Source organism: Virgifigura deserti (assembly GCA_003576685.1).
GTDB classification, from domain to species: Bacteria; Pseudomonadota; Alphaproteobacteria; order Dongiales; family Dongiaceae; genus Virgifigura; species Virgifigura deserti.
In genome coordinates this window covers 35,358-61,506 of the sequence record QOZR01000017.1, presented here as the reverse complement: position 1 = coordinate 61,506, position 26,149 = coordinate 35,358, and the positions used below count along the sequence as shown (strand labels likewise).

Annotated in this window: 20 protein-coding genes; 16 read left to right on the top strand and 4 right to left on the bottom strand. The window is 62.9% G+C overall.

Annotation, left to right across the window (positions count from 1 at the left end):
* Position 1 precedes the first annotated feature (1 nt).
* Together DT069_RS22610 and DT069_RS22605 are read left to right on the top strand one after the other, a co-directional pair.
* Positions 2 to 1,048, top strand: a complete 1,047-nt coding sequence (locus tag DT069_RS22610) for an ABC transporter ATP-binding protein (protein ID WP_119462652.1) — start codon at positions 2 to 4, stop codon at positions 1,046 to 1,048.
* Positions 1,045 to 2,031 (top strand): ABC transporter ATP-binding protein, encoded by a 987-nt coding sequence (locus DT069_RS22605; RefSeq protein WP_119462613.1) that lies wholly within the window; start codon positions 1,045 to 1,047, stop codon positions 2,029 to 2,031. Before DT069_RS22610 ends, DT069_RS22605 begins: the two co-directional genes overlap by 4 nt.
* Before the next feature lie 937 nt (positions 2,032 to 2,968).
* Here the strand turns inward: DT069_RS22605 and DT069_RS22595 are convergent.
* Complete coding sequence (locus tag DT069_RS22595; protein ID WP_119462611.1) at positions 2,969 to 3,436, bottom strand: Lrp/AsnC family transcriptional regulator; 468 nt, start codon at positions 3,434 to 3,436, stop codon at positions 2,969 to 2,971.
* A 121-nt stretch (positions 3,437 to 3,557) separates the two neighbouring features.
* Between DT069_RS22595 and DT069_RS22590 the strand changes: the two genes are divergently transcribed.
* The 4 genes from DT069_RS22590 (at position 3,558) to DT069_RS22575 (ending at position 8,755) form a co-directional block, all read left to right on the top strand.
* Complete coding sequence (locus tag DT069_RS22590; RefSeq protein WP_119462610.1) at positions 3,558 to 5,909, top strand: transketolase-like TK C-terminal-containing protein; 2,352 nt, start codon at positions 3,558 to 3,560, stop codon at positions 5,907 to 5,909.
* A gap of 181 nt (positions 5,910 to 6,090) precedes the next feature.
* Positions 6,091 to 7,041, top strand: coding sequence for a hydroxymethylglutaryl-CoA lyase (locus DT069_RS22585; RefSeq protein WP_119462609.1), 951 nt, complete (start codon positions 6,091 to 6,093; stop codon positions 7,039 to 7,041).
* 271 nt (positions 7,042 to 7,312) lie between these two features.
* Entirely contained in the window at positions 7,313 to 7,465 is a 153-nt protein-coding gene (locus tag DT069_RS24790; RefSeq protein ID WP_162913383.1) for a hypothetical protein, read from the top strand.
* 54 nt (positions 7,466 to 7,519) lie between these two features.
* Positions 7,520 to 8,755, top strand: coding sequence for a CaiB/BaiF CoA transferase family protein (locus tag DT069_RS22575; RefSeq protein WP_119462607.1), 1,236 nt, complete (start codon positions 7,520 to 7,522; stop codon positions 8,753 to 8,755).
* Between the two features lie 41 nt (positions 8,756 to 8,796).
* Here the strand turns inward: DT069_RS22575 and DT069_RS22570 are convergent, their stop codons facing one another.
* Positions 8,797 to 9,516 (bottom strand): TetR family transcriptional regulator C-terminal domain-containing protein, encoded by a 720-nt coding sequence (locus DT069_RS22570; protein ID WP_119462606.1) that lies wholly within the window; start codon positions 9,514 to 9,516, stop codon positions 8,797 to 8,799.
* 132 nt (positions 9,517 to 9,648) lie between these two features.
* On the opposite strand from DT069_RS22570, the gene DT069_RS22565 reads away from it, so the two are divergent.
* The 9 genes from DT069_RS22565 (at position 9,649) to DT069_RS22525 (ending at position 20,117) form a co-directional block, all read left to right on the top strand.
* The gene (locus DT069_RS22565; protein ID WP_162913382.1) at positions 9,649 to 10,899 is read left to right on the top strand and encodes an aromatic ring-hydroxylating oxygenase subunit alpha; all 1,251 of its coding nucleotides are present in this window, start codon (positions 9,649 to 9,651) and stop codon (positions 10,897 to 10,899) included.
* Positions 10,896 to 11,873 (top strand): PDR/VanB family oxidoreductase, encoded by a 978-nt coding sequence (locus DT069_RS22560; RefSeq protein ID WP_119462604.1) that lies wholly within the window; start codon positions 10,896 to 10,898, stop codon positions 11,871 to 11,873. Before DT069_RS22565 ends, DT069_RS22560 begins: the two co-directional genes overlap by 4 nt.
* A gap of 87 nt (positions 11,874 to 11,960) precedes the next feature.
* Entirely contained in the window at positions 11,961 to 13,154 is a 1,194-nt protein-coding gene (locus DT069_RS22555; protein WP_162913381.1) for an amino acid ABC transporter substrate-binding protein, read from the top strand.
* Positions 13,155 to 13,200: 46 nt separating this feature from the next.
* Entirely contained in the window at positions 13,201 to 14,085 is an 885-nt protein-coding gene (locus tag DT069_RS22550; protein ID WP_119462602.1) for a branched-chain amino acid ABC transporter permease, read from the top strand.
* On the top strand, positions 14,085 to 15,077 hold the full coding sequence (locus DT069_RS22545) for a branched-chain amino acid ABC transporter permease (protein WP_119462601.1): 993 nt from the start codon (positions 14,085 to 14,087) through the stop codon (positions 15,075 to 15,077). Before DT069_RS22550 ends, DT069_RS22545 begins: the two co-directional genes overlap by 1 nt.
* Positions 15,074 to 15,793 carry an ABC transporter ATP-binding protein gene (locus DT069_RS22540; RefSeq protein WP_119462651.1) on the top strand — a complete coding sequence of 240 codons (720 nt, stop codon included), beginning with the start codon at positions 15,074 to 15,076 and terminating at the stop codon, positions 15,791 to 15,793. Before DT069_RS22545 ends, DT069_RS22540 begins: the two co-directional genes overlap by 4 nt.
* Positions 15,790 to 16,506 carry an ABC transporter ATP-binding protein gene (locus DT069_RS22535; RefSeq protein ID WP_119462600.1) on the top strand — a complete coding sequence of 239 codons (717 nt, stop codon included), beginning with the start codon at positions 15,790 to 15,792 and terminating at the stop codon, positions 16,504 to 16,506. The genes DT069_RS22540 and DT069_RS22535 overlap by 4 nt, the downstream gene beginning before the upstream one ends.
* A gap of 29 nt (positions 16,507 to 16,535) precedes the next feature.
* On the top strand, positions 16,536 to 17,570 hold the full coding sequence (locus DT069_RS22530) for a 2,5-dihydroxypyridine 5,6-dioxygenase NicX family protein (protein WP_162913380.1): 1,035 nt from the start codon (positions 16,536 to 16,538) through the stop codon (positions 17,568 to 17,570).
* A 30-nt stretch (positions 17,571 to 17,600) separates the two neighbouring features.
* Complete coding sequence (locus DT069_RS22525) at positions 17,601 to 20,117, top strand: N,N-dimethylformamidase beta subunit family domain-containing protein (RefSeq protein WP_119462598.1); 2,517 nt, start codon at positions 17,601 to 17,603, stop codon at positions 20,115 to 20,117.
* A gap of 2 nt (positions 20,118 to 20,119) precedes the next feature.
* On the opposite strand, the gene DT069_RS22520 is transcribed toward DT069_RS22525, so the two are convergent.
* The gene (locus DT069_RS22520; RefSeq protein ID WP_119462597.1) at positions 20,120 to 20,950 is read right to left on the bottom strand and encodes an alpha/beta fold hydrolase; all 831 of its coding nucleotides are present in this window, start codon (positions 20,948 to 20,950) and stop codon (positions 20,120 to 20,122) included.
* Between the two features lie 243 nt (positions 20,951 to 21,193).
* Positions 21,194 to 21,577, bottom strand: a complete 384-nt coding sequence (locus DT069_RS22515) for a transposase domain-containing protein (RefSeq protein ID WP_119462596.1) — start codon at positions 21,575 to 21,577, stop codon at positions 21,194 to 21,196.
* A 1,038-nt stretch (positions 21,578 to 22,615) separates the two neighbouring features.
* Here DT069_RS22515 and DT069_RS22510 point away from each other — a divergent pair.
* A complete protein-coding gene (locus tag DT069_RS22510; protein WP_119462595.1) occupies positions 22,616 to 26,134 on the top strand; it encodes a calcium-binding protein in 3,519 nt (1,172 codons plus the stop codon).
* Positions 26,135 to 26,149: the final 15 nt, after the last annotated feature.

Below are 26,149 nucleotides of genomic sequence, written 5' to 3'. Positions count from 1 at the left end.
GATGGCGGCCATTCATGCGAGAGAGGGCACTCCAATCGAGGGCGATGGCCTGTCGAGACCCGCCGGGGCGACGGCGCCTTCTCGGCCTCTTTTGCAGATCGAGGATCTGCGCACCTATTTCGATACCGATCGCGGCATTATCAAGGCGGTTGATGGCGTCTCCTACGAGATCAATCCGGGCGAGGTCCTGGCCGTGGTCGGCGAATCCGGAAGCGGAAAGTCGGTAACCGCGATGTCCATCATGGGCCTGGTTCAGTCCCCGCCGGGCCGAATCGCTAGCGGTGCCATTCGGCTCGCCGGCGAAGACCTGATCGGCAAGTCAGAGAGGGAGATGCTGGCCATTCGGGGCAGCCGGATCGCCATGATCTTTCAGGATCCGATGACCTCTCTCGACCCGGTCTTTACCATCGAGAGCCAGATGGCCGAGGCGATTCTCCAGCATCGGGACGTCGGCGGCGCCGAGGCCCGCGACATCGCAATAGAGATGCTGGCCCGTGTCCATATCCCCGACCCGGCGCGTCGCCTGGGCGCTTATCCGTTCGAACTCTCGGGCGGCCTCCGGCAACGGGTCATGATCGCCATGCAGCTAGCGCTTCGCCCCTCGCTGTTGATCGCCGACGAGCCGACGACAGCCCTCGATGTCACGGTACAGGCTCAGATCCTGAGCCTGTTGAAGGAAGTGCAGGCTGAGTTCAACATGGCGATCTTGCTGATTACGCACGATTTCGGTGTAGTCCAGCGAATCGCCGACCGGGTGGCTGTGATGTATGCCGGCCGGGTAATGGAGACTGCGAGCGTTCGCAGTATCGTAGAGACTCCCCGTCATCCCTATACCCGGGCCCTGCTGTCATCGCGTCCGCGGATCGGCGAGCGCGGCCGCCTGCGTGCGATCCCCGGCACTCCCCCCAATCTCGCGAACCCGCTGCCGGGTTGCCCATTCGCAAACCGTTGCGCGGAGGTGGACGACAGCTGTTGGATCGACGTGCCACGCCTGCGCGCCGTCGGGCCTGACCGGCAGGTCCGCTGCATCCGGGAGGACTCGGCATGAGCGGCGACACATCTCTGCTCGAGGTCCGCGATTTGGCGAAGAGCTTTCCGATCCGGACCGGGGGGGTGTTCAGCCGGGAGGCCGCCCGGCTGACGGCGGTCGACGGCGTCAGCTTTAGCATTCGCGCGGGTGAGACGCTCGGCCTCGTCGGCGAGTCCGGCTGCGGCAAAAGCACCACTGGAAAGATGGTCATGCGTCTCATCGATCCAACGTCCGGCATCATCCGATACCAGGGGCAGGACATTCAGACACTGAAGTACCAAGAACTGCGCTGGCTGCGACAAGAAGTCCAGATGGTATTTCAGGATCCCTATTCGTCTCTCAACCCCCGCCGAACCATCGCCGAGATCATCGCTTACCCACTGGAAATCAGCGGAAAGTACCGGGGCAAGACGCTAAGGGATCGTGTCCTCGAGCTGCTCGAGCAGGTCGGCATGGATCCCAACCACGCCAACCGCTATCCGCACCAATTCTCTGGCGGTCAGCGCCAACGCATCGGCATCGCCCGAGCACTTGCCCTGAGTCCAAAACTAATCGTGCTGGACGAACCGGTTTCCGCGCTCGATCTGTCGATCCAGGCGCAGATCATCAACCTTCTCCAAGATCTTCAGCGGGATCTCGGCCTCGCCTATCTATTCATTTCTCACGACCTCAACGTTGTCGAGTATCTCAGCGATCGCGTGGCGGTCATGTATTTAGGTAAAATTGTCGAACTGGCGAATAGCGACGATCTGTTTCAGCAACCACAGCATCCTTATACGCGGGACCTTCTATCGGCTGCGCTATCTGAACGCGTTCGCGGTGAACAGGCCCTCTTGCAGGGCGAGATTCCGAGCCCCATACGCATACCGTCCGGTTGCAGATTTCGGACACGTTGCCGGAAAGCAGTCGGCCAGTGCACGGCCGAGATACCCGCTTTAGGAGAGACGTCGGAGACGGCACCGGGTCACAGGGTCGCTTGCCATTTTCCCGAAGACGCCTGATCCATTGCTCGCGCGCTGAGGGCTAGGTCGAGAATCAAGTGAAGATCCTTGCGCAGATCCGAGAAATGAATCGCTGGCAGTCTTGGTTGAGACACCCGCCCGTCGATGACGACCAAGCGCTCAGGTTTCAGCCTCAAGGCGCAGCGATACCACAGGGCTGTAGCGGGCTCTTTCCTGATGTTCGGCGGGCTGGACCTGTCGGCGGCGCTTGGGGTTTCCCCGGGTGGAAAGCGCTACTGATTCCGCGCTCCCGCATCGTTCACGCCGCAGCGCATGCTGGGATTCCGGCAATCGACATGCCCTACATCGACGTCGATGCTTCGGACGGCTGCGGCGCAGAGGCCCGGAGAACCTTGGCTCTGGCTTTACCGCCAAGATGGCGATCCATCCACGTCAGATCCCACTCATCAACAATGCCTATACGCCCACTGCGGACGGAGTGATACAGGCCCAGAAGATCATCGATCTCTGGGCGAATGTCCGCGACGGCGTCGTCCTCGTTGACCGGCGTATAATCGAGCGGCTGGTCATCCTAGCTATGGAGCCGTACTCTCGCGCGTGCTCGACTGGCGCGGAAGTAGACTGAGCGTGCCGAGGCAGCATTGACCAATCGACAGCAAGTTCGAATGCGTACCTCCGATTTGAGCCTCACAGGACCGAGTTAACTGTCGGTGGTTTCAGGCCCCCGCAACCACCTTGACCGAACATGAAGCCGCTTCCGTGAGGAGCGCGGCTTTTTTGTTGTCTGCGCCAGAGGCCGCGGCCACCATCCGCGCAATCCCCTGATCAATCCGATCTCGAAACCGATCCCGGCCGGCCGCACGATCACGCGCTCAATCAGCCCGCGCAGAATCTCCAACGCTTCCGAAACGCTTCCGAGCGCAGCGCCGGATCGGCCAAGGCGTCCCGCAGGCCCGCGAGCTTCTGGCGGATGAGATCAGCTCAGAGCGGCCGGAGGGGGCAGTTTCGGGTTCTTCTTGACCTGATTGAAAGCGAAGCTGGATTCGATCGATGCGATGCCTTCAATGCGGGTGAGGCGCTCGCGCACGAAGCGTTCGTAAGCCTGAAGAGAGTGGCTTACAACCCGCAGAAGGTAGTCGCGGGCGCCGGTCATGAGATAGCACTCTTGCACCTCGTCGAGATCCTGGATCGCCCGCTCAAAGGCGCGGATCGCGGCGTCGGTCTGGCGCTCCAAGCGGATCGACACGAAGGCGTTGATCGGCAGGCCGTACTGCTCTTGATCGATCAAGGCCCGATAGCCGCAAAGGACGCCTTCCTCCTCCAGCTTTCTCAGCCGTCTCAAGCAGGGTGAGGGCGACAGCCCCACCTTCTGCGCCAGCTCCTGGTTCGTCAGGCGCGCATTCTGCTGCAGGGCGGTGATAATCTTCCAATCTATTTCGTCCATAAGAGATTTCCTGGCAGATTCTGCCAATTCTATAGAAGGGTTGCTGAAAGATAGCAAACATCTGCCGCCGGCTTTCTGCCATGATCTCGATCATTAATGGCCTTACCATCACGGGTCGCGCATGATCGACGCCAAGTCCAAGACTGTCTTGAAAGCGCTCGAGCGGAAAGTGCTCTGGCTCGCCTCCTGGACCATCCATAACGCAAATCACGTCCGCGAAACGGTCGACGAGATCAAGGTCGGGGGGCACCAAGCTTCCTGCGCCTCCATGGTGACGCTGATGACCGCGCTCTACTTCCGGATCCTGCGTCCGGAGGACCGGGTTGCGGTCAAGCCCCATGCCTCTCCCGTCTTTCATGCAATCCAGTATCTCCTGGGCCAGCAATCCCGCGAGAAGCTGGCGGCCTTCCGCGGCTACGGCGGCGCCCAGTCCTATCCCAGCCGCACCAAGGACGCGGACGACGTGGATTTCTCGACGGGCTCGGTCGGTTTGGGCGTGGCAATGACCGCTTTTGCCTCCCTGATCCAGGACTATGTGCGCGCGAAGCCCTGGGGCAAGAAGCTGTGCGAGGGTCGTATGATCGCCCTGGTCGGCGATGCCGAGCTGGACGAGGGGAACGTCTACGAATGTCTTCAGGAGGGCTGGAAGCAGGGGTTGCGCAACACTTGGTGGATCATCGACTACAACCGCCAGAGCCTCGACGGCGTGGTCCGCGAGGGACTCTACGAGCGCGTGGAGAGCGTCTTCCGTGCCTTCGGCTGGGACGTCGTGACGATGAAGTACGGTGCCCTGCAGCGTGCGGCCTTTGGGGAGCCCGGCGGCGAAAAGCTCAAGGACTGGATCGATAGCTGCCCCAACTCTCTCTACTCCGCGCTGATGTTCCAGGGCGGCGAAGCGTGGCGTAAGCGTCTGATGGACGAGATCGGCGACCAGGTCCAGGTGACGGCGCTGTTGAACAGGCGCAGCGATGCGGAGCTTGCCGAACTGATGGCCAATCTCGGCGGGCACTGTCTGGAGACGGTGATCGAGGCGTTCGAGAGCATCGATCACGACCGTCCCACGGTCTTCATCGCCTACACCGTAAAGGGCTGGGGAACGCCCTTGGCGGGGCACAAAGACAACCATGCCGGCCTGATGACGCCGCAGCACATGGAGGCTTTCCGCCAGCAAATGGGAGTGCGGGAGGGCTATGAGTGGGAGCCTTATGAGGGGCTCTCCCTGTCCAGGTCGAAAATCGAGGCCTTCCTTCAAACCGTCCCCTTCAAGGCGAAGGGTCGGCGGCGCCACAAGGCAGAGCGTGTGTCGTCGGTCGGCCCCGTGCGGCTCGAAGACAAGGTCATCGCGACCCAGGCCGCCTTCGGAAAGGTCTTGGACGCGCTTGCCCGGGGCGACAGTAAGCTGGCCGAGCGGATCGTCACGACGTCTCCGGATGTGACGGTCTCGACCAATCTCGGGCCCTGGGTCAACCGGCGCGCGCTCTTCTCGCCGCAGCCCATTGCGGATCTCTTCCGGGACGAGCGGATCCCAAGCACCCAAAAGTGGGGCTTTTCGCCCGAGGGCCAGCACATCGAGCTCGGTATCGCCGAGATGAACCTCTTCCTGCTGCTCGGCGCGGCGGGCTTGTCCCATTCGCTCTTTGGAGAACGGCTGCTGCCGATCGGGACGCTCTACGACCCCTTCATCGCGCGCGGGCTCGATGCGCTCAACTATGCCTGTTACCAGGATGCCCGCTTCCTCCTGGTCGGCACGCCCTCGGGCGTGACTCTGGCGCCGGAAGGCGGCGCGCATCAATCGGTGGCCACGCCCATGATCGGGATGTCGCAGGACGGGCTCCTATCCTATGAGCCGGCCTATGTCGACGAGCTCGCAGTGATCATGGACTGGGCCTTCGACTATATGCAGCGCGAGGAGGAGGGGGGCTCGGTCTACCTTCGTCTCTCGACGAAGCCCGTCGAGCAAATCCGCCGCCCGGTCACCGAGGACTTCAGCCGCTCTGTGATTGCGGGCGCGTACTGGCTGCGCGAGCCGGGGCCAAACTGCGAAGCGGTGATTGCCTATCAAGGCGCGATCGCGCCCGAGGTCATCGCCGCGGCGGGCATGATCAGCGAGGATCGCCGCGACGTCGGTGTCCTGGCAGTGACCTCCGCGGACAGACTTTACGCCGAATGGAAGACGTCCCAGCAGGAATATATCCAGGGACGGACCGCGCCGAGTCACGTCGAGCGGTTGTTGGCCGGGCTGCCGCGCCACTGCACGCTGATCACGGTGATCGACGGTCACTCGGCGACGCTATCTTGGCTTTCCGGAATCTACGGTCATCGCACCGTCAATCTCGGCGTGGAACGCTTCGGCCAAACGGGGGCGATTCAGGACCTCTATCGCCATTACGGCATCGACGCGGAGTCCATCGCGATGGCGGTCGCCGCCATGGTTCCCGGCCGTCCGGTCAAGCACATTCGCGCTGTCGGGTGAAGCCGTCGGATGAACGAGGGAGCGGCTTGCTTCGGTGTCGAGCGAAAAGCGCCATGAGGAGGGAGCGTGTGGGTCTTTGCGACGTCCCGCAATCACTGCCTTCGCCGGGCAAGCCCAAAGGCAGGCAAGCCTGAAGAGCGATCGGCTCTCTTCCGAACCTGCATGAAGAGGTGGAAATCCTGTGACTGACCGCCGAAGAGTCGAGTTCGTCGAAGTCGCCCCGCGAGACGGCTTCCAGTCCATCGGCGAGCCGATACCGACCGCGGAAAAGATCGCGATCATCGACGGTCTGCTGGAGGCCGGGTTCCGCCGGATGGAGATCGGTTCGTTCGTGAATCCGAAGGCGGTTCCCCAGATGGCGGACATGGCCGAAGTCGCGGTCGCTTTCCGAGACCGGAAGGATGCAAGGCTCAGCATACTGGTGCCGAACTCCAAGGGCGCGGAGATTGCCCTCGAGAGCGGCTACCGTGCCCTCGTCTTCGTAGTCTCGGTCTCGGAAACGCACAATCGAAAGAACGTCAGGCGATCCGTCGCAGAGTCCCTCGATCAGTTGCGGTCGATCGTCGAAACGATTGGGCGATCGGGCGACTACGCGCTGCGCATCGATCTCGCAACGGCCTTCGACTGTCCCTTCGACGGGACCGTTTCCTTGGATGACCTGCGCCGGGTCTATCTTGCGGCCCGCTCCATCGCACCCGATGCCGAGTTCGCGCTTTGCGACACGACGGGGTGCGCGGACCCCCTTTCCGTAGAGACACGATTTTCGGCGCTGATCAAGGAGGATCCGCAGGCGACCTGGGCCTTTCATGGTCACGATACTTTCGGCATGGGCGTGGCCAACTCCTTCGCTGCCTACAGTGCCGGCGTTCGAATCATCGACGCTGCCACCGCCGGTCTCGGCGGGTGCCCCTTCGCTCCCGGGGCCTCGGGCAACACAGCGATGGAAGACTTGGTCTTTGCCTTTACCAGGGGCGGCGTTGACTCCGGAATCGATCTGGAGCGGTTGCTGAACGCGGCCGATCGGATAGCGAGGCTGCCCGGAGGGCAAACCGAAAGCCACCTGCGGCAAGTCCCCAGGGAGCGGATCGCCCAGGTGCTCCCCGAGCGTACGGCGGAGCAGCGGGCGCAATGACATGGTGCGAGGAGCGGTGCGCGTTGGTTCCTTCAGTGTGCTTGGGGCACGACGCGAGCCTGGTCGCAATCGACAACTGCGGTCATCTTCCGATGATCGAGAATCCCGAAATTTGTAACGAGCAAGTCCTCCGGTTCCTGAATGAGGAAGTGGCGGCAGATGATAATGCGGAGAGAACTTGAGCGCGAACCTAGGGGGGCGCTCGGCGGCGCGTGGAGCGGATCGCCTGGTCAGAAATCATTTTGGCGTAAAGCCCTCGGAAACAGTGTTGATGACCGCCGACACGCAGAGTGATCTCGGGGCGGCGGAAAGCATCATCCCGACGGGGGCGTCACGCAGCAGTCACTCTGGATCGGGCCGGAACAACTATTTCGTGATGGGGCGATCGCCCGACCAGCCTTGCTGGAGCCAGCGCGAAAGCTGAGCCAGCTCGGCTTCATGTGATCCCGGTACACAACCCTATGTTTTCTGATTGGTGATGAACGAAAAGAGTAGCAAGGCGTCCCCGTTATCCGGATTGAGAATCCTGGAACTCGGGCATTTCATCGCGGCCCCCTTCTGTACGCGCGTGCTGGCGGACTTGGGCGCGGAGGTGATCAAGGTCGAGCCACCCGGCAGGGGCGACCCCGTGCGCCGTTGGGGAAAGGTGCCGGACGGGCAGGGCGATTCCGTCTGGTGGTCGGTCCACGGAAGGAACAAAAAGTCCGTGACCATCAATCTGAAGGATCCGGAAGGCATCAAGGTGGCGCGACAACTGGTCGCCCATGTCGATGCCGTGGTGGAGAACTTCAAACCCGGTCAACTCGACAAGTGGGGGCTGGGCTTGCCGGAGATCGAGAAGGCCAATCCTGAGGCCGTAGTCGTGCAGATTTCGGGCTTCGGTCAGTCCGGCCCGCAGCGCGACAGGGCCGCTTTCGGACTCATCGGCGAAGCGATCGGCGGCCTACGGCACTTGACCGGCTATCCGCCCGGAGCGACCGACTCGCCACCTGTTCGAACCGGCATCTCCATAGGGGACAGCATCGCCGGTCTGTATGGAGCCCTCGGCCTTCTGGCGGCCATTTACGAGAAGCAGGCGGGAAAGAAGAGTTCGAAGAGGCATGTCGACGTCGCGTTGACGGAGTCCGTCTTCAGCCTGCTTGAGGGCTGTTTGCCGGAGTACGGCTTCTTCGGGGATATCCGGCAGCCCCAGGGCTCGTCGCTGGCGACGACGGCGCCATCGAATGCCTATCCCTCGAAAGACGGGAAGTGGTTCTTGATCGGGGCCAATTCCGATTCCCTCTTCGCCAGGCTTTGCAAGGCGATGGGCCGGGCGGAGCTCCTCAGCGATGCGCGATTCGCGGACAATCCCGCGAGGGTCAGCAATGCGGCGGCGCTCGACGGGGAAATCGCGGCCTGGACGCGCACGAAACTGATCGCGGAGCTGGAGGCTGCAATGGACGAGGCGGATGTTCCGGCGAGCCGCATATACACCATCGCGGATATCGCCGCGGATTCCCAGTTTCACCATCGCGGCATGCTTCAGCGGATGCCCGATCCTCGCCTAGGCGAGGTTCTGCATCCTGGTGTCGTGCCCGCTATGGGCTTCGACCAAGCCAAGGCGATTCGCTGGACCGGTCCCGAGGTCGGCGAGCACAACAAAAAAGTCTTCGTGGACCTTTTGGGCATGTCGGAAGCGGAGGTCGGACGCTTGGCGAAAGCCGGCGCCGTGTGACTAATGGAAGTCGAGAGCGATTCCGAATCCCGATAAAACACCTATCGCGCGTGTCCGCCAGCGGGCCTTGGCACAGGCGTTTCCGCGACGAGTCTACCGAGACCTGGCGAACGTCGGGCCTTGGTCGCGAACGTTCCGTCGAGGCCCGGTAGGATCTGCTCGGCAAGCTTGAGCGGGTCGGCGCGATTCGGGGCAAGGCTCCACTCGACCCAGATTCCCTTGAGCAGCGCCAGGATCGCCAATGTGATGACATCAAGATCGAGATCGACCCCCTTTTCCTGCGCGACGTCAGACACGAGGCGGCGCACCTCGCCCTCGAAGCGGGCGTAGATCTCGTCATGCACCGCCCGCACGGTCGGATTGGTCTGGGCCAAGCTCCAGAATAGAAAGCGCGCTCGGACATAGTCCGCATCCAACGCGCCGGGATGAAGACAGGCGGTGATGAAGGCGTGAAGCCGCTCGACGGGAGACAAGTCCGTAGCGGCTAACGCTTCGCGGGTCTGTGCCTGCACCTTCGCAGAGAGGTGCCTTAGCGTTGCCGCCAAAAGTTCGTCCTTGGTGCGAAAATGGTGCCGCACCATTCCCAACGAGAGACCGGCTTCCTGTGCGATAAGCCGAACACTGACTTCTCCCGTCCCATAGCGGCATAGGCAGCGAAAGGTCGCGTCGATCAATTCCTTGCGGCGTACCTCCGGGGCCTTCTTGGAAAAGCTGCTGGTCGCGCTGCGTTTGGCCCGCCGGCCATTCTTCGTCTCGCTCATAAAAGGCCTCACATCCCGGGGAGGGTGGATTGGCTGCCACCATAGTTCGGGGGCGTCAAGAAAGACTGTTGATTCCGCCCGGCCGCATCTGTATTTTCCACTTTATACGTTCGTATCAAGTCGCTTGGAACGGTGATCGAACGAGAATTGTTGCTACGCCACGACGAAGGTTGTGGAGCTTCGATAGCATCTAAAAAGGAAGCCGGTGAAGGCGAGGGAGTGATCATGACGACAGACATCGCGCAAACGAAGGCTGCTGTGGATGAAAAGGCAAGTATCGCCGAAACGCGCGAAGATCTGATCCGGGCCCGCCATCTTCCGGGTGGAATCTACGCTTCGGAAGAAATCTATCGCAGGGAGCTGGAAGAGTACTTTTACAAGGATTGGCTTTTCGTCGGCCGGGAGGAGCAGTTCGAGAATCCCGGCGACTACGAAGCGCGCCGCATCATCGATCGCCCGACTATCATCGCCCGTGACAAGGATGGCACTCTCGGCGCATTCCACAATATGTGCCGGCACCGCGGCGTAGAGGTTGCGGAAGGTAAGGGCAACCTGCGGCACTTCAAGTGCCCCTATCACGGTTGGACCTACGATCTCTCCGGTAAGCTGCTAGGTGCGGCCTACATGAAGGAGTCGGAGGGATTCGATCCCAGCACCTGCCGCCTTCCGCGCATCCATCTCGAGACCTGGCGGGGCAACATCTTCATCAGCTTCGCATCGGAACCGCAGCCTTTTACCGAGGCCATGGTGGAGTTCGAGAAGGATTTCGCGCAGCTTCACACGGAAAGGTGCCGCCTGGCGGATGTCACGACGCTGAAGCTGAACTGCAACTGGAAGTTTCTGCACGAAAACCTGATGGACTTCTATCACGTAGGGGTCCTGCACGTGAACACCTTCGGGGCGCGGTTCTCCTGGACCACTGATAATGTCTCCTTGAAGGACGAAGGCGGTATTACGATCCGCTACGATGCCGCGCCGTCGACGCCGGACGGCCAAACCTTGTTCAGCAAGGCGCCTTGGCTGGAGTCCGAGGAAAATAGCTTCGCTTGCACCGGGTTCCGGTTGCCGAATCTGACGCTCTTCGGCCGCATCGATTGCGTGAAAATGCTGGTCGCGTGGCCGGTCGGGCCAAACAAGTGCGAGGTTCTTATCTACGTCCTCTTCCCGGAGGAGTTCTTCAGCGACCCTGACTTCGACGAGAAGCTCAAGGTCTACAAGGACTATCAGATGAAGATCTACGAAGAGGATCGCTCGATGATCGAATCGATGCAGAAGGCGATGTCTCTTCCGAACTATGTTCCCGGTCGGATGTCGGTGATGGAAAAGCCGATCCATCATTTTCTAAACGGATATATCGACCGCATGTTCGGGTCGGGGCGGTGACGTCACCTACTGCCAAGGAGATGCGGCTGCAGGTAACAGCGCTCCACCCGGAGGCAATTGACATCCTCTCTCTGACGCTCGCTGATCCTGACGGTCTCGCCCTTCCTCCGGCGGGTCCTGGCGCGCACATTACGCTTCGGTTGGCGGAGAAGCTCGTCCGACAGTATTCACTATACAATGGGCCGGGCGAAAAGCGCCACTACCACATCGCCGTGAAGCGCGAGGCGGACTCCCGGGGTGGTTCCGAGGCCGTGCATCGGTTGCGCGTCGGCGACATCGTTCGAGTGGCACCGCCGGACAACAAGTTTCCCCTCGACCGCTCCGCGCGGCACCTTGTGCTCCTTGCTGGTGGGATCGGCATAACGCCGCTCCTCAGCATGGCTAAGGACGCGCGGCGGCGAGGCCAGTCTTTCGAGCTGCACTATTTCGCGCGCACGCCCCAGCATGCCGCCTTTCACGACTTTCTCGCCAGCCACGTCTTTGCATCCCATGTCCAGTTTCATTTCGGCGTGGAAGCCGATGCGGTCGGCGCGCGGATGGATGCCTTGCTGCGGGGGGCTCCGACCGGCTCGCAACTCTATGTCTGTGGGCCGAACGCTTTCATCGATCGAGCGCGTTCCGTCGCAGCCTCGTGCCAAGCCTTGTCCGCTGTTCACTGGGAATCTTTCACCGCGGAGCCGGGCTCTCGGCCCGCCGCTGAGGCCACCTCCGGATTCGCAGTTCGCTTGGCCCGAACGGGGAAGACTTTGCGGGTCGATCCGGGCAAAACCATCCTCCAGGTCCTGCAGGAGAACGGCGTCGCGGTCGACTGCTCCTGCATGGAGGGGGTCTGTGGCCTGTGCATCACGCGCGTCCTTGAAGGCGAGCCGGAGCATCGTGACGAGGTGCTGTCGGACGAAGAAAGGCGCTCCGGAGATCTCATGACGGTGTGCGTTTCGGGGTGCAAGGGTGATCTGCTCGTCTTGGATATCTAACGGAAATCACAATCAAACGTGAGAACAGGGAGTATGATGATGACGAAAATTTCGCGCAGGACCGCGCTTGGATTGTTCGGAGCATCCGTGGTCGGTTCTACCGCATTGCGTTTTGCTCCGGCACGCGCGCAAGACGGCGGCGTGATCCGGTTCGGCGGTTCGCTTGGCATGTCCGGGCGTTACGCAGAAACGGGCCTCAACATTCGGCACGGCTACGAGACTGCGATCAAGTACCTGAACGAGGAGATGGGCGGCGTCGAGATCGGGGGAAAGGCGTACCGTTTCGAGCTTGGGATCGTCGATGACGCGAGCGACCCGGCCCGCGCGACGACCCTGATCCAGCGTCAGGTCGACGAGGGCGTGGATTTCTTCCTGGGATCCTACGGCAGCAATGTCGTGCTGCCCTGCGCCGGTATTACCGAGGCAGCCGGCAAGATCATGGTCCAGGTCGGTGCTTCGGCGGATCAGATCTTCACGCAGGGCTATGACTACATCTTCGGGCTCTTCCCTCGGGCGAGCCGTGCGTGGGTCACCAGCATCGAGTTGTTCAAGACCATCGAGCCGAAGCCCAAGTCGGTTTCGATCATCGCGACCAACGGCGCCTTCTCGAAGCTGAACGCGGAGGCCGCCGCCGCGGGCTGCAAGGAAATCGGGATCGAGGTCCTGGATGTCCTCGAATTACCTGAGCAGGTGACCGATGCCTCCAGCGCGCTGGCGACGATCCGCTCGCGAACTCCGGATATCCTGATCACGACCACGGTCGATCAGAACTCGCTCGTGATCGTGCGACAGATGATTGCGACAGAGACGAACGTGCCCCTGCTGTACCAGTTCCTGGGGCCGCAGCTTCCCGCCTATCGCGAAAGCCTGGGTGCGAAGGCGACAGGAGTCATCATGCAGCTGCCCTGGGACGCCAGCCTCGACTTCAGCGATCCGGTGTTCGGCGACACCGAGTCCTATATCTCCTACTACAATGAGACGAACAAGCGTCCGCTGAGCTATCATACCGTTGGGGCCTCCGCCTGCATCACCACCTATGTGGAGGCGATGCGTGCCGCAGGAAGCATAGATCCGGCGGCGGTGAGGGATGCCCTGGATGCGATCGACATCACGACGGCCTTCGGCCCGGTCAAGTTCACCGAGGACGGCGATGGCGACCCCATCTTGATGGGCGCGAAGATCGGCCAGGTGCAGGATGGCAAGATCAAGGTCATCTTCCCGACCGATTTTAAGACGGGCGAACTCGTCTACCCGACGCCGACCTGGGCGCAAAAGGGGTAGCTCCGCCATCTCCCGTTCGCTGGAAGGATTGGCAGCAGCCTAAAAAATGGACGGAACACTCTTTTTTCAGACCCTTGTCGATGGGCTGATTCTGGGGGGAATCTTCTCGCTCTCGGCGGTGGGATTCTCGCTCATCTTCGGCGTGCTCGGCATCGTCAACCTCGCGCACGGAATTTTCGTGTTGTTGGGCGCCTACCTAGGCCTTGCCCTCAAGCAGACGATGGGGATCGATCCCTTGGCGGCGATCCCTATCGTCTGCGCCGCACTTTTTGTGCTGGGGGCGCTGTTGCAGCTTACCCTGGTGGCCGGCGCGGTCCGCCGCAGTTCGCTCATGAGCAGCCTACTGATCACCTTCGGCGCGAGCTTGATTCTTCGAGATGCGGTGATTCTTGTCTTCGGTCCGGATGTCCAGTTCCTCTCCTCGGCGTGGCTGGTCGATACGTTTCACATCGGTGACGTCATCGTCGATGGCGCGCGCGCGACGGGGCTGATCGCGAGCCTCTTGTTGCTTGGTCTTCTCTCGCTGGCTCTCTACCACTTGAAGGTGGGGCGTGCGATGCGGGCCACCGCACAGCAAGACTTCGCGGCAGGGCTTTGCGGCATCGATGCGCGGCGCATATATGCGGTCACCTTCGGGATTTCCGCAGCCTTCGCCGGGGCGTCGGGAATCATTATCGGCCTCATCAATCCCTTTTCGCCCTTTGACGACACCTACTGGACATTGAATGCCTTCGTCACCGTCGTGCTCGGTGGGGTCGGCAGTCCCGTGGGCGCCTTGCTGGGCGGCTTGCTGTTGGGGGAGATCAGCACCTTCTCCTCGCAGTACGTTGGCTCGCTCTATTCCAACGTCTTCATCTTCAGTGCGCTTCTGCTCATGCTCATAGTGCGGCCGAACGGTCTCCTCGGTAACGCCTACAAGGGATCGGTTTGATGCGTGGGTTCCATAAACCGGTTCCGGCGACGGTTTGGGCGCTGGCCGCGCTGCTGCTGGCAGGGGCCGTGGTTCTGCCCTTCGTTGCCTCGCCTTTCCATCTGCGTCTCGCGCAGCAAATCCTGCTCTTCGGCGGTTTGGCCGTTGCTTGGAATCTCCTCGGAGGATTCACGACCTATTGGAGCTTCGGCCACGCCGCCTTCTTTGGTCTCGGGGCCTTTGCGGCCGGCCTATTAGGCCAGCAGCTCGGCGCCGAGTTCTCCGTCGCGGCGCGCCTGATCATCGGCCTCGCCTTTGCGGTAGCGATCTCTCTCGTTGCGGCGGTCGCCGTTGCGCTGCCTGTCCTACGGCTTCGTGGCATCTACTTCGCGATCGCGATGCTGGCCTTCGCGCAAATCCTGGGCGAGGTCAGCAAGACCTTCGACCTGTTCCAGGGAGCGATGGGGTTCCCCTTGCCGTTACTGAAGTTCCCCGGTCTGGAAAAAGTGCAGCTGTTTTACTTCTTGTTCCTGCTGTTCTGCCTGGTGAGCGTCGCCGTCTTTGTTCTGGTGAAGCGATCGAGGCTTGGCGTTGGTCTTACCTGCATCGGCCAGGACGAGGATACCGCCGCTATGCTCGGGGTTCCCACGGAGCGGTACAAGCTGGTCGCTTTCGTGCTGAGCGCGATGCTGACCGCGGCGGGTGGGGTGCTCTACGTCTACGGCCTGGGCTTTATGACAAGCGAGACTGTCTTCCGGATCGACATCAGCCTTAACTTGATCCTCTTCAGCATGGTGGGCGGCATCGGCACGGTCGCCGGGCCGCTGATCGGTGCGACGATCATGATCCTTCTCACTCAGGTCGTGCTTGGCGACCTCCTCGACCTGCACATGATGCTGACGGGAGCTGTGCTTATCGCCATGGTGATCCTGGCTCCGAAGGGGCTTCTGGGCCTGTTTCGCAGGGCCTGGTCCCGGCGGCGTCTTGCAGAGACAGTGGAAGCGACGCCATGACTCTGCTGACCATCGACAGCCTGACGAAGCAGTTCAAGGGCCTGCGCGCGATCGAGGAGGTTTCCTTCACGGTGGAGCCGCAGAGCATCACCAGCATCGTCGGGCCGAACGGGGCCGGGAAGTCGACCCTCTTCAACATGATTTCCGGCTATCTGAAACCTACGGCGGGCAAGATCCTGTTCGATGGACGGGATATCACCGGCAGTGCGCCCTACCGCGTCTGCCGCCAGGGCATTGCACGGGCCTTCCAGATCTCGAAGCCCTTTCCCGAGCTGAGCGTGCGGGAGAACGTACTTGTCGCGGCCTCCTTTGGCCGCCTCGGCGTGCGAGATCCCATGGCGACGACGACGCAAGCGATCGACATCTGCCATCTGACACCCTGGGCGAACCAGCCCGCCGGCTCTCTCAGCATCGGAAACCTGCGTCGTCTGGAACTGGCGCGCGCCATTGCCGCGCGGCCCATCCTGCTGTTGGCGGACGAACCCTGCGCGGGCTTGAACGAGAAGGAAACGCGCGAGCTGACCGACGTCCTTTCGAAGATCCGCGAGGCCGAGGTGACCGTGCTCCTGGTCGAGCACGACATCAAGGCGGTGCGCCGCGTTTCCGACCGGGTCATCGTCATCGAAGCCGGCCGAAAGATCGCCGACGGCGCCGCCGCCGACGTCTTCGCCGACCAGACGGTGATCGACGCCTATCTAGGGACGACGGCCTCATGAACGGACTTGTCGTCGATAGCGTTCATTTTGCTTATGGAGGCGCGCGCGCCTTGGAAGGCGTGTCTTTCCAAGTGGCCCCGGGAGAAGTCGTTGCTCTGCTCGGTTCCAACGGTGCCGGGAAGACAACGACGGCAAAGGTCACCGCCGGCGCCCTGGCGCCGGCGGTGGGCAGTGTTACCTTCGAAGGCCAAGCGGTCTCGGGCCTGCCTGCTCACCGGGTCATGCGGCGAGGAATCGTTCTCGTGCCCGAGGGCCGGCAGGTCTTCGCTCAGATGACCATTCAGGAAAACCTGCTTATGGGCGCCTACAAGGAGCGCCGCCGTGCCCGCGTCAAGGAACTCCTCGAGCGGAGCTATGAGACTTTCCCACGATTGCGGGAGCGGCGGAGCCAGATCGCCGGTTCGCTTAGCGGCGGCGAGCAACAGATGCTCGCCATCGCCCGCGGGCTGATGAGCGAGCCACGCCTCCTGATCATGGACGAGCCGTCGCTCGGCATCATGCCGAAGCTGGTGCAGGAGATCTTTGGGCTGATTCGACGGATCGCCGGCACCGGCGTTTCCGTCCTGCTGATCGAGCAGAACGCCCGCGCGTCTCTGGAAGTGGCATCCCGTGCCTATGTCCTTGAGAAGGGGCGCATCATCCTCGAGGGAGAAGGTCGGGCCCTGCTGGAAGACGAGTTTGTGCAAAACGCCTATCTCGGCGCCGAGAACTGAGGCGAACCAAGGGTATTGCGATGACTTCGATGACGTCTCCGCGGCTCCTGCGCGCAGCGGATAATCTGGTTGCAGAGAGTTTTGCCGTGGCCCCGGGCGAGAGCGTCCTGATCACCGGCGACTACAGCACCGAAATGCGGCTTCTGGACACGGTCGCGGGAAGCGTGGCGCGCGCCGGCGGCATGCCTTTGGTCGCGCTTGCCCCGACCTTGCCTTACCAGGGCGGACTCTCCGACCCTTATGTCGGCGACTCGCTCAAGGCCGCGGCGGTCGAGTCCGACGTATGGCTCGACTTCTGCTTTCCTTATCACGCCGGCTCGGGCGTGCATGCTGCGGCCATGGAGCGGCGGCGCACCCGCTACTGCCTGCTCGCGCTTTCCTCCGCCGAGACCTTCGAGAGGCTCTATGGCTGCGTCGATTTTGCCGCCATGCTGGAGTTCAACATCGCTCTTGCCGAGTACTTCGACCAGGCGAAAGGGGAGGCCCTCCGTTTCACCTGTCCGCGCGGCACGGAGGTCAGCTTGAAGCTCGATAAGATGAAGCTGGCGCGTAAGGGTATCTGCAAGGACCCCGGCATGTACACCGTGCCCGGAACCCAGAGCTTCTACCCGGTGATGGAAAGTGTGACTGGCCGCATCGTGATTCAGGCTCTCTTCGACGAGTACTACCGCGCGCTACGCGAGCCGATCACGATCGAAGCCGAAGGCGGTATCCGCGGCTTCACCGGGGGCGCCACCGAAGATCGTATCAGCTTCGAGCGGGCCCTCAGGCGTTCCGGCGGAGGCCGGGGCTATGGGAACTTCATTCACTTCACCTTCGGCTTCCACCCAGCGGCGATGCTGACACAGCGCCAGTTCATCGAGGACATTCGCGTACCGGGAAGCAACGCCATCGGCATGGGGCTTCCATGGTGGGAACCCGGAGGTGGAGAGAACCATCCCGATGGAATCGTGCTCGATCAGTCGGTGTGGATCGGCGACAGCCAGATCGTCGACGGCGGCAGCTTCGTCGGCCCCGAGCACTTGAGGACTCTCTATGATGCTATGTCGCGCCGGCTCGATTGAGGGAGCTTCGCCAGCCCGCGAGGAGCACAGATGCGCAAGGTAGATCCGTCACGTCTCGATCTCGCGCGTGAATTCCGGGAGCGGCCCTTCGGACCGCACAGCGAGGAGCTTCAGAAGGTGCTGAAGATCCTGCGGTGGGATCCTTTCGAGGATCGTATCATCGCGGTGCAGCCGCGCCGCAGCGGCCCTTGGCAGCTGGCACGGAGCACGGGCCGCAAGGGAAGTCCGCTGGAAATTTTCGACGGCGAGGGCTTCGCTACCCCGGCCGAGGCGCAATGGGCGATCTTCCGAGCGCGCTGGGAGCGTCATACGGGCCAGCCGCTGTACCTCGACGGCGATGAGCCTCTGCCGAGCACCTCCAGCTTGAAGACTGACCTCACCCACCGCTCGGTGATCGGCTACGCGGATCGCTTCAGCGTGGAGGCGGGACACCGCATCGCCTTCAAGGTCAGTGCTGAGGGGGCTTATCGCGTGGCCTTTGAGCGTCTGATCTGTGGAGATGACGCCAATATCGGATTGAAAACGGAAAGGCTTCGGACGCCTGTCGATGGCGAGCGTCCTGGGCGCCGCCAAGGCGTGGCCTGCGGTTCCTACATCGAAATCGAAGAGGGGGCGCCCTTCGCTCTGAAGAGCTTTACCCTGCTTGCCTACGTCTGGCCGACGACGCCGCTGCTGGGTCGATACCAGGTCGTGCTGGGTGGGCGGGGCTATTCCCTGGCTTTGGACGAGTCCGGCCGTCTCTCGCTATGCCTCGGGGAGGCAGGGCTCTCTTCCGGACGAGCTCTCCTGGAGCGCCACTGGTACCTCATCGCGGCGAGCTTCGACGCCGAAACCGGGGAGACTTGGCTGGCGCAACGCCCGCTCCAGCGCTACGCCACCGCCGGCGACACCACCGCCGAAGCGGAGGCCCAACTGGCTGTTGCCACGCAGTGCGCAAGCGGCTTCCGCATCGCCGCGGGCTTCGCCGCGGACGGCGCCGCTACCGCGCACTACAACGGCAAGATCGACAGTCCGGCGGTCCTTGCCCGCCCGCTTTCAAGGGACGAGCGCTCCGCGCTTCTCGAAGAGGCGAGGGTCCCTGCGCTCGACGAGGGCCTCGTCGCGGCTTGGAATTTCAGCCGCGAGATCTCCACGACCCGCATCCTCGATTCTTCTCCGCGAGGGGTGCATGGGCGGACGGTGAATCTGCCGACCCGCGCGATGAAAGGCTGGAACTGGGACGGCAGCGAGTACAACTGGACGCACCGGCCGGAGCACTACGGCGCCATTCACTTCCACGACGACGACCTCTATGACTGCGGCTGGGACACGGATTTCGAGCTCGAGGTTCCCGAAGACCTAGCGAGCGGGCTTTATTGCGCGCGCCTGACCAGAGAGCAGGACGAGGAGTGGATCCCCTTCGTCGTACGGCCGCCGCGCGGCACTGCGAGGGCCCCCTTGGCCTTGATTATGCCGTCCGCGAGCTACTGGGCGTACAGCAACACGCACCATCACCTCGAATGGCGCGAGGGGGAGAACGTTCGCGGCGTCTTCACGACGATAGACGCGACCACGCTCTTCCTGCACGAGCACCCCGAGTTCGGCTGTTCCCTCTACGATCATCACAGCGACGGCAGCGGCGTTTGCTATGCCTCGCGCTTGCGCCCGATCCTGAACATGCGCCCCGGAGAGCGTCTCTGGCAGCTGCCCGCCGATACGCATATTCTCGATTGGCTGGAGGCGAAGGGTATCGCCTACGATCTCCTGACGGAGGATGACGTGGAGTGTGAGGGGGAAGCGCTCCTGCGGCCCTACAGCTGCGTCATGACGGGAACCCACCCGGAGTATCCCTCCAAGCGCATGCTGGACGCCTTCGCCGCCTATCAGGAGAAGGGCGGTCGCTTCATCTATCTCGGTGGCAACGGGTTCTACTGGCGCACCACTTACCATCCGGAGCTTCCGGGCGTCATCGAGATGCGCCGGGCGGAAGACGGTATCCGCACCTGGGCCGCAGAAGGTGGCGAGTATTACCACAGCTTCTCTGGAGAACTGGGCGGCATGTGGCGGCGTATGGGACGCGCGCCCCAGTCGGTCGCCGGCACCGGCATGTCAGCCCAGGGGTTCGATTTCTCCACCTATTTCGAGCGCATGCCGGCAAGTTTCGATCCCCGTGCCGCCTTCGCGTTCGAGGGAATCGGCGCGGAGGAACGCATCGGCGATTTTGGCCTGATCGGTGGCGGGGCCGCCGGCTGGGAAGTCGACCGCGCGGATGCGGGGCTCGGTACGCCGCCGCATGCTCTGGTGGTCGCGACGGCGACGGACTTCACCGCCTCCTATCACTGGATGAAGGAGGAGCTGACCCACACCCACTCGGCCAATAATGGTGAGACCTGTCCCTTGGTGCGCTGCGACATGGTCTTCTACGAAACGCCGAGTGGCGGGGCCGTCTTTTCGACCAGTTCCATCGCCTGGGCGGGCGCCTTGTCCCACGCCGGCTACGATAACAACGTCTCGCGCATCACGGAAAACGTGGTGCGGCGTTTCCTCGATCCGACGCCGTTCGACTAGTCTCAAGCGCCCGCGAGGAATTCCGCGACGAGATTGTTGTACTTTTCCGGATGCTCGAGCATGGGGTAGTGCCCACAATCGTCGAAGACTACCAAGCGGCCCTTCGGCAGGCGCGCAACTGCGGCCTCGGCGCTTTCCAGGGAGCCGCCGCGGTCGTTGCGCCCCCAGACCACCAGGGCCGGGCAACTCACCTCTTCCAGGCGCTCTAGGATCCGGAAGGGTCGGAAGCGCTCGGGATCCTGCATGGCCGCCATCGTCTCTGCCAAACAGGACGGGGCCCAAAGCTGGGCGTAGCACAGCTGGGCGATCGACAAGAGTTCCTCCGGGACCTTCGAGGCGTCGTGGAAGTTGTTGCCGATGCGCTCGCGCCACATCTCCCTCGTCGACTGCGTGACCTGGTCCGGCCCGTAGAGCGCGTGCAGCTTGCCGACCTGGGCCTGAAGCTGTTCCTCCGTGTTGAAGCAGGAGCCGCTGCCATTGATGACGAGCTTACTGACGCGATCCTCATTCTCGAGAAAGAAGAGCGATGCCATCAAGGCACCGTAGGAACTGCCGCAGAGAGACAGCCGCTTGAGACCGAGAGCATCGACGAGTCCCTTGAGATGTCGCAGCTTTGCCGGAACATCGATTGGGGCATTATCGGCCGGCTTGGTGAAGCCGTGGCCGAGCATGTCCGGCGCGATGACCCGGTGCGAGCGGGCCAGAGCTTCGATGTTGCGCAGCCAGACCTCCGCCGTCAGGGCCAGTCCGTGCAGGAGCAAGATCGCCGGGGCATCGCTATTCCCCGCCATGACGCAGCGAGTCGGGGTCCCCGCGACATCGATAAACTGCATTCTCAATTTTCTAGCTCTCCCCTGGGTGGATGCGAAAGACGTCAAGCGCCGGGTGTACCGGGCTCGTCACACGGGAGTGATTTTATTCGCCTGTATAAAGTTAAAGCAACCCGATCAAAGGTGTCTTGTGTATCTTCGCTTCGAACTTCATCCGTTGGCGTGGAATCCGATCCATTGCGCTGGTACCTCGAGAGCGGGCCGCCCAAAGCCAAGATACTTTCTCGGAAAGCTTACTCTGGGTGCCTAACCCTTCCCTCTTCGTATGCGTTCGGGCGTTGCACGCTTGGTTGGGGATAGACGGGTTTCGGGCGCCCAGTTCCAGGGCAGAAGGTCGTCGATCCGGCTCATTGGGTGGCCGCCGACCACACGCTGGAAAACATCGGCGAGGTAGGAATCGGGCTCGCCATCGTTGAGCCTTGCCGCGGCGATGAACGAGCAGACAGTTGCCCACCGCTCACCGCCGTCATCTCCGATCGCTATGATAGGCCAACGACGAGTCGGCTGTTGGGAAACCGGCGAACAGGTGGCTCTTGCGCCCAGCGCCACGGGTCGGATGGCGCGCTCGACAGGATTGTTGTCGAATTGATGCGGCCATCTCCGTGGAACTCGCACGGCGCGGGCCGCCATGTCGCCCGAAACGATGATGCACTAACCCTATGATCGGACGATATAGCGGAGGCTGGTCACGCGGACCTACTAGAACTCGCCGTCCAACGTGTTCAGCAGCCAAGCGCCAAAGCTCCTGCCATTTTGTGCGATACGGTGACCGCTTCCGGGCGTTCGGTGGACGCGAACGCCAATCTGGTGATCGAGCGCATTACGATCATGAAGTCAGTGCGGGTCGGGTAACAGAGTCAACTCTGGGTGGTTGCGGGCCCCCACAACCATTGCTCATGCAGCGGTGCAGAAGAGCAATTTGAAATGGTTGCACTCCCGGGATTTGAACCTGCCTAATAGGTTCCTCTACTCGCGTATCAGCCGACCTCGGCACCGCCGGAGCGTTTTTCGGTAAAGGGGGTATCGGGCCCTGCAACCGGACTTGCCGAACACGAAGCCGTCTTCCCGGAGGCGACTTTTCTCGCCTTCGCTCAGGCTCGCCTCGGCCATCCGCGCGATCTCACTGACTAGCTCGAGCTCGAACCCCGGCTGGACCGGTGCAGGATCACGCGCTCGATCATCCCGTGCAGGCGCGCGTGGCGTCGTGCGGCTGTGATGATCCGCATTCGCTGACCGTCAATACGTCTCTGTGGAATGGGATGCCGTAATCGATCGCGCGCGACCGCCCGATCGGCATCATCGCGCCTGACACTTCGTTCTCCATCGAGCACGGAAGCACGACCTCAGATAATTGCGCAGTGGAGAATAGAACACTCTCAGAAAATGCGGCTATGGCGCATTCCTTTACGGATCCTGTACAGCGAGTTGCGACGTAGAGAGGCGACATCTTGTGCCTGGGACGGTCCGAGTTCTCGCATTTATTTTAAAGTTCAAGAAAAGGCGAGCGATCTGTCACAGGGGCGTAACGACTCGCATCGCTAATGAGCGTCGCAGGCGGCGCTTCGAACCGGGAATTGATGACAGGAGTGCGGAGCATTCTGGAGCGGTGCGGATTGCCACCTTGAACACATTCGGAAACATTCAAAGCACATAAAGGAGACCCAACGCATGGCTTTTGGTCCAGGCTCCATCGCCTTCGTCGGCTATAATGCCGATGGCGCTGACAATCTCGCCTTCGTCGCGCTCGAGCCGATCTCGGCCGGCACGGTGATCCAATTCACCGACAATGCATGGAACGGCACGAGCTTCAGCACCGGCGAGGCGACCTGGAGTTGGACCGCAGGGGCCGATATCGCCGCCGGCACGATCGTCACCATGGACGGGCTCGCGGCCGGGCAGACCGCCACCAGCAATCTCGGAACCATCGCCTTCAGCGAGGAGGCGGCACGCAACATCGAAGTTGCCAACGAGATCGTCTACGCCTATGTCGGCGAGCCGGGCGCCCCGGCCGAGTTCTTGGCGGCGATCACGAACAGTTGGGCATTCCCCTCCTTCCCGGCAACCCTGGCGAACACCGGGCTGACCGAAGGTCTCACGGCCGTTGCCGTCGGCACTCGAGATCCGAGCATGACTCCCGACATTGCCGCTTATGATGGCCCCACGTCAGGCTTCCCGGCCTTTTCGGACTACCTGGCCGCCATCAACAATCCGTCGAACTGGATCGCGCAGGATGGTAATGGGAATCAGGGCCAGGACGGCACGGCGCCCGACGTGCCGTTCGATGTGCCGACCTTCGAAATCGATCCGAACGCACAACTCGTCAGGTTCACCGCCGAGTCAATCGAAGTCTCGCAGCCCGAGGGGAACAGCGGCAGCACGACGCTGACCTTCACAGTCGAGCGCGTCGGCAGCACGACCGGCGCGGTCGAGTTCTCCGGCCTGATCACGCCGGGCAAGGATCTGAACGGCGACGATCTCGTCGGCGGGCTGCCGCTGACCTTCAGCGGCACGATCCCCGCCGGCCAGTCCTCGGCGGCGGTGACGATCACCGTGGCCGGTGACACGGTGTTCGAGATCGACGAGACCGTGACGCTCGAGATCGAGACGGCGACCAATGCCGAGGCGCCGGTCGCCGTCGCCCCGCAGTCCGTTGCGACCGGCACCATCGTCAATGACGACGATTACCGGACCATCCTCGCCGGCCAGACGGTCACGGCGCCGATCGTGCTCACCGGCGATGACCACTTCGTGGTCGAGGCCGGCGGTGAACTGATCGTTCAAGGGGGCATCGGAACCTATGGCGTAACCTGGCAGGGCACCGACAGCAACGTGGTGATCGACAATGCCGGGCTGATGAAGGTGGAAGACGGCGGTCGCCTCATTTACTTCGCGTACAACCAGGCTGGGGGCTCGCTGACGATCAACAACCTCGAGGGCGGGGTGATGGAGGGCGAGATCAACCCCTCGCGCATGATCGATGGCAGCAGCATCGCGCTGAACAATGCCGGCACGGTCACCGGGAGCGGGCGCGTCGTCGATTTTCACGATGCCGTCAAGGGTGGAACGGGCGTCATCAACAACCTCGCCGGCGGCGTGATCCAGCAGACGGGCGAGAGCGGCACCGACATGATCCGCCCGGGTGAGGGCACGGCCGTCAACAACTGGGGCACCATCATGATGGAGCCCACTTCGGGCAGCGGCGGTGACGCCATCGACTACCAGAACAATGATGGCGGCGTGGTGAACAATTATGCCGGAGCCCGGATCGAGGCGGCGCGCCACGCGGTGACGGGCGACAAGAGCGTCCGGGTCGTCAACGAGGTGGGGGCGACGATGATCGGCCGCAACGGCTCGGCGGTGAACATCGACAATGACGGCACGGTCGAGGAGACCGTCCACATCACCAACCATGGCACGATGGAGGGCCGCTCGGCGGAGCTCAGCGACAGCGACGGCGACGCGATCGACGTCGACGGGCTGCTGGAGCTCGACAATTACGGCTTTGTCGGCGGCATGGGGCATGAGGGCCGCCATGACGGCGAGCCGAACGTGTCGGAGGGCATCGCCATCGGCGGCGGGGTGATCCGCAACCATGAGGGCGGCGAGATCTACGGCTACGGCCGCGGCATCCAGGTCGACAACTCCAGCAACAGCAACGCCCTGGGCGCGACCACCATCGTCAATGCCGGGCTGATCCATGGCGATGGTCACCAGCCCGAAGGAACTGTCTTCAACGAAGAGCAGTTCGACCTGCGCGGCAACGAGGCGATCAACCTGGTCGGTGACTATGCCGACAGCCTGACCAACACCGGCACGATCATCGGCGGTGTGTCGATGGGCGGCGGCGATGACGTGCTCGTCACCAGCGGCACGATGATGGCGTCCGGCGGCTCGGCCATCGACATGGGCGACGGCGACGACAGCGTGACCCTGGAGGCGGGCGCCGAGGTCGCCGGGACGATCCTGCTCGGGGCCGGCAACGACACGCTCACAGCGGTCGAGGGCGATCTGGAGATCGACGGCGGTGACGGCGACGACGTGATCCAGGCCGGGAGCGGCGACGACATTGTCGTCGGCGGGGCCGGCGCGGACGAGATCGACGGCGGGGCCTGCGACGACATCCTCGAGGGCGGGGCCGACAACGACCGGCTCCGCGGCGCGGCCGGCGACGACCTTCTGATGGGCGAGGCCGGCCTGGACGCGCTTGCGGGCGGCGCGGGCGACGACGTGCTGGAGGGCGGTGACGGCGACGACAGCCTCGACGGCGGCACGGGCGATGATGTGCTCGTCGGCGGCGCCGGGAACGACGTCTTCCTGTTCCACGAGGCCTTCGGCCAGGACGTGATCGCCGACTTCGCCGCCGGCGACATGCTGGAGTTCGACCGCGCCCTGTTCGGCGACCGCGACGAAGTGCTGGCCAATTCGGCGCAGGTCGGGTCGGACGCGGTGATCACGCTGGATGATGGCAGCAGCCTGACGCTGGAGGGCGTGAGCCTCGATCAGCTGACGGACGACGCGTTCCGCTTCGTCGGCGAGGCGCCGGACCGGCATCTGGAGGGCACCGCGGGCGCCGACGAACTCGTCGGCGGGGCCGGGGACGACACGCTGGTCGGCCGGCATGGCGACGATGTGCTGATCGGCAATGGCGGCGACGACCGGCTGGACGGCGGCCATGGCGATGACGGGCTCGCCGGCGGAGCGGGAACGGACATGCTGCTGGGCGGGCATGGCGACGACCGGCTGGACGGCGGCGCGGGCGACGACAGCCTCGACGGCGGCTATGGCGACGACCAGCTCGCCGGCGGGTCGGGCACGGATACGCTGCTGGGCAGCCACGGCGACGACCGGCTGGACGGCGGCGAGGGCGCGGACACCCTCGACGGCGGCTACGGCGACGACGTGCTTGCCGGCGGCTATGGCGACGACCAGCTCGTCGGCGGACGGGGCTCGGACGTGTTCGTGTTCGCGGTCGGCTTCGGCCAGGACACGATCGGCGACTTCGGCCGCTACGGCCAGGACGTGATCGAGTTCGACGCCGGGCTGTTCGCCGGCTTCGACGCGGTGTTGGCCAGTGCCGCGCAGGTCGGCTCGGACGTGGTCATCACGCTCGACGACGGCAACGCGCTGACGCTCGCCGGCCTCGCGCTCGGCCAGCTGCAGGAGGACGACTTCCGCTTCGTCGCCTGATCAACGGGGGCCGCC